The sequence below is a fragment of the Marinimicrobium sp. UBA4509 genome (assembly GCF_002388575.1).
Lineage (GTDB): Bacteria > Pseudomonadota > Gammaproteobacteria > Pseudomonadales > Cellvibrionaceae > Marinimicrobium > Marinimicrobium koreense.
This window is the reverse complement of the sequence record NZ_DGMV01000073.1, coordinates 29,081-33,418: the sequence shown is the minus strand read 5'-3', so window position 1 is coordinate 33,418 and position 4,338 is coordinate 29,081. Positions and strand designations below refer to the sequence as shown.

The 4,338-nt window shown below is 55.9% G+C and carries 3 protein-coding genes; 2 read left to right on the top strand and 1 reads right to left on the bottom strand.

The features are described from left to right. Positions 1–4 precede the first annotated feature (4 nt). Together B3520_RS17440 and B3520_RS13910 are read left to right on the top strand one after the other, a co-directional pair. Positions 5–76 carry a hypothetical protein gene (locus tag B3520_RS17440; protein WP_349678492.1) on the top strand — a complete coding sequence of 24 codons (72 nt, stop codon included), beginning with the start codon at positions 5–7 and terminating at the stop codon, positions 74–76. Positions 77–147: 71 nt separating this feature from the next. Beyond that, positions 148–1,434 (top strand): BNR repeat-containing protein, encoded by a 1,287-nt coding sequence (locus B3520_RS13910; RefSeq protein WP_286806897.1) that lies wholly within the window; start codon positions 148–150, stop codon positions 1,432–1,434. 415 nt (positions 1,435–1,849) lie between these two features. Here B3520_RS13910 and B3520_RS13905 read toward each other — a convergent pair. After that, the coding region (locus B3520_RS13905) for a TonB-dependent receptor (RefSeq protein WP_286876318.1) at positions 1,850–4,338 on the bottom strand (2,489 nt) is incomplete at its 5' end.

The window sequence follows — 4,338 nt, the reverse complement described above, 5'->3', positions numbered from 1 at the left end:
CGCCATTGCCTGGCAGAACACGTCCTATAATCAGCCTCCCCATCCCAGCTTCTATATTGGAAGTGATCACGAATGAGGACCATCCCTGGGGGGCATAGAGTGGTCGGTGCCGCGATGCTGGTCGCGTTCGCACTGGGTGCCTGTAGTATGCATTCGCTCAAGGGCGACTGGCCGAGGTCTCAGGCCGCAGGGGTCGATCAGATTCCGCTGGGGCCTGAGGCGTTCTCGGGAAGTTCGGTCAATGTGGTGGCCGGAACCCGCCAGATGCTCTTTACTCACGGCGGGCACCAGTACGCCGGGTACTACGACCCCGAAGGCCGGGTGATCCTGGCCAAGCGCCCATTGGGCTCGTCGCACTGGCAAAGGAGGGAGACCCCGTTTTTTGCCAATACGCGGGATGCGCACAACTCCATCAGTCTGATCGTGGACGGAGGGGGTTATCTGCATCTCGCGTGGGGGCATCACGATTCGCCGTTGAGCTATAGCGTCGCTGAAGCCCCCGGCAGTCTAGAGATGACGGACCCTATGGAGATGGTCGGCTCTGAGGAGGATAAAGTCACCTATCCGCAATTCTTCCGGCTCAGCAACGGCAACCTGTTGTTTGTTTACCGGGATGGTGCGTCGGGTAGGGGGAAGGTGGTTCTGAACCACTACGATGCACAGCGCCAACGCTGGACCCGAAGACAGGATAACCTCATCGACGGAGACGGGGAGCGAAGCGCTTACTGGGACATGGTGGTTGGCCCCGACGATACGCTGCATCTGGCATGGGTGTGGCGAGAGTCGCCCGACGTCGCCACCAATCACGATCTGCTGTATGCAGAATCAGTGGATGGCGGGGATACCTGGCGACGTCGCGACGGTACGCCGTACAGGCTCCCGATCACCCAACGTAGCGCAGAGGTTGCCCACGTCATCGAGCAGAACAGCAACCTGATGAACCCTCCCGCCGTTGCGGTTTCGGCAAACGGCGTTCCTTTTGTGACCTCCTACTGGTCTGAAAACCCGGGTGATAATCCGGGGTTCAACATTGTGTACCCCTCGTCAGAGGGCTGGAATTTTATTGCCGGACCCAAGGCGGCGCAGCCGTTCACTCTGGCGGGAGGCGGTACCAAGAAGCCTCCGATCTCCCGGGCGGCGTTGCTGGTGGAGGAGAACGCGGAGCGAATTCACCTTGTGTATCGCAGTGACCATCACGGTGGACGCGTTTTAGGCGCTTCGTTAACGAATCTCTCCGGGGCTGAATGGCGTTACCGGTACCTGACTGAGAGTTCGGTTGGCGCTTGGGAGCCCTCCATCGATCCGGCGCAATGGTCTGGCAATCAACAAGCTCATATGTTGTTACAGCGTGTGGCGCAGGTTGATGGCGATGACACCGTTGGAAAACAGCAGGAAGCAACCGCCATTCATGTGTTGGAGTGGCGCCCTCGCTAAGAACTGACTCGCGGAAGTCCTGCCCGGCGAAACGAGACAGATAACGACCTTAAATGATTTATAACGATTGTTATTGATTTAAAATGATTGACGAGTTGGCTGAAAAAACCTACCATGGTGTGGAAGTTGGGATTCAGGTTGCTCCGTTGATAGTACACCCGGTGTCGCACAGAGAGCATTCTCTCACCCGGCCCCTCGAGTCCGCTCAATAGCTTTTCTCAGGTCCGGTGTTCTCCTGTCTCCTGGTTTACCAGCGCCGACTACCACCGAGCAATCACGACTTCTGATCTCCTCCTCGGCTTGCTGCTGATTCTCCAATCAGCAGCTTTTTTTGTCTGACGTTTCCCCTCTCAGTCGAGCACAAAAAAAGGCACCCAAAGGGTGCCTTAAAGGGGGTGTTGCTTAAGGAGAGCACTTACATCCGGTAGGTGAAACCAGCGGAGAACATGCGGCCAGACCACTGGAGGTCATTGGTCCGTCCGACACCGGAGGTTTCCAGCTTCACTTCTTTACCCAGGTTCCGCGCATCGACGTAGAACTTCAGGTTTTCATCATAGGTATAGGTGATCTTACCGTCGATGTAACCGCTGGCATCCACGAATACCGGCAGGCCGTCAAACACGCGCGAATAGTATTCATCGCGGTAGTTGTAGGCCAGCTTGAGGCTCCAGGTGTCGTCCTCGTAGAAGGCTTCGAGGTTGTAGGAGTTCTCTGACTGGCCACGCAACGGCATCTGCTCGCCGGTCAGCGGGTTGAAATCATCTACGTTATCGGCGGTGATATAGGTGTAGTTGGCTTTCGCACCGGTGTTGTTGAAAGGCTCGGGCAGGAAGTCAAAGAAAGTAGAGGCCTGAAATTCAAAGCCCTTGGTAGTGATACCCTCTTTGTTCACCTGCTGGCGAACATCCCATAGGGTGCCGTCGTTGAAGAAGTCCACGTCCTGCTGAGTTTCTGCACCGAAGATGTAGCTGGTGATGTCCTTAACGAAATAGGCACCGGACAGAATGGAGCTTTCATTCGGATACCAGGTCAAAGCCACCTCACCCTGAGTCGCGCGGTAGGGATCCAGGTCCGGGTTACCTGCGGTACAGGTGTTCGGGATCATCTGATCACGTGCGAGCGGATAATCGCGCAGAGTACAATCGGCGTTGATGTTCAGGTCGTTGATCTGCGGACGAGCCATTACTTTCGCCACGCCCAGATAGGCTTCCAGCCCTTCGATCATTTCCAGGGTCAGGTTCAGGCTGGGCAGGACATCCACGAAGTCTTCCTCGACGGTCTGGCGACCTTCGAAAGCGCGCGGATCATCCGGATCTTCGACACCGGCCAGGTCTTCGCCGTTGGGGCCGTAAATCGGGTTGCCATCTTCGTCGGTCTGCTCTACGAGCACCCGGATGCGAGTGAAGCCTTCCGATTCGGTCTGAGTGCGGGCGACCCGAACACCAAAGTTACCACGCAGTACCATGCTGCCGACATCGGTCTCGAAATCGGCCTGTACGTAGGCGGACTGGGTCTGGACATTGATGTCGTAACGGCTGTCGATGGGTTGCAGGTTACCGCGCGCCGCTTCGGCGGAACTGAAGCCGCTGCGTTCAAGCAGGGCCGCCAGGTAAGGCTCGGTATCAACGGCCATGTAACTCTCGATGATATCCACGCCAGGGTTGTAATCCCGGAAGAACTTGTCCGTCGCAAAACGGTTTCCAAGCAGCACCGCCTCGTGATCGTCCTGGGTCCAGATGCGGGTTTCACCATCGACGGTATAGGGGTTGCCTACGGTCTGCATCAGGTTGTAGCCCCAGGCGTTGTTGGCGAAGTCCTGGTCGGTGGCGATAAAACCGGTACGGTAGGCGGTGAAAAAGCTCTGCTCGGGACTGTAGGTCACATCAAATTTGGCAATATTCTCAGATGCTTCGCTCTGGGAAGGCGCGTACTTGAAGCGGTCCAGAGAGGTGTACTGAGTGCCGTCATTGTAGTTGAAAGTATTGAAGGTATCTTCAACGTCGTCCTGATTGATGATGTAGGCGTCGGTAAAGTCGATTTCCGGAAGGTCATTGACCTGAGTAACGACAATTCCCCCCACGTTGTTCTGGGCGGTCTGGGTATCCCGGGAATCGATGTCTTCAAAGGTGGTGGACCGAGCGATATAGCCATCGATCGCCAGGTTGTCGTTGATATAGTCGAACCCGGCACGCATCACCTTGCGCTCCTGGGTCCAGTCAAAGTTCAGGGTCCGGTTTCGGATGGTGGCACCAATAGGTGTGCCGGCCGCGTTCATACCATTGGTTACGAATTGGGTAACGTTCTTGTTGGCATCGACCACTGCGCTGTCGATATCAAAGGCCGAACCGACTTCTACCTGGAAGTTTCGGTCGGTCGCCAGTTTTTCACGCTCACCGTCGGTATAGGATAAGTCGAAAGACAGGTTGTCGGTTACCGCGTACTGCATTTCGACGTTGGCTGACAATCGGTTTTCCTCGCGACCCCAGATACTATAACGCGGGGTGCTTGGGCTGTATTCGTGCCACTGCTCCAGGCAAGCTGTTTCGCTGGCTGAATCGAGCCCCGCATCCATACACTCCTGTTGGGTGGAGTAGTCTGCATAAAGCTGGTCGACTGAGGTTTTGCTGGCGACCCCGTCAACATCGTGGTATTTCTGCCAGTTGGTGTTACGCAGGCCGTGCAGCATGGTGTGCACATCAGAGCCAGTAATATTCACCAGGAAGCCCAGACGATCGGATGCTTTGTAGACGCCGGTCAGGTTGTACTTGGGCATAACCTCATCAATCATGGAGTTATACTGGGCTTCGCCATTGATTGATAGGAAATTTTCTTCAAATTCGTTGGGTTTGCGCGTGTTGATCTGAATGGTACCGCCCACGCCACCTTCGGTGAGTCGTGCCTCAG

What these genes read in the sequence shown, in the direction of transcription:
- B3520_RS13910 (WP_286806897.1), top strand. Translation starts at nt 148, where the DNA reads ATGCATTCGCTCAAGGGCGACTGGCCGAGGTCTCAGGCCGCAGGGGTC.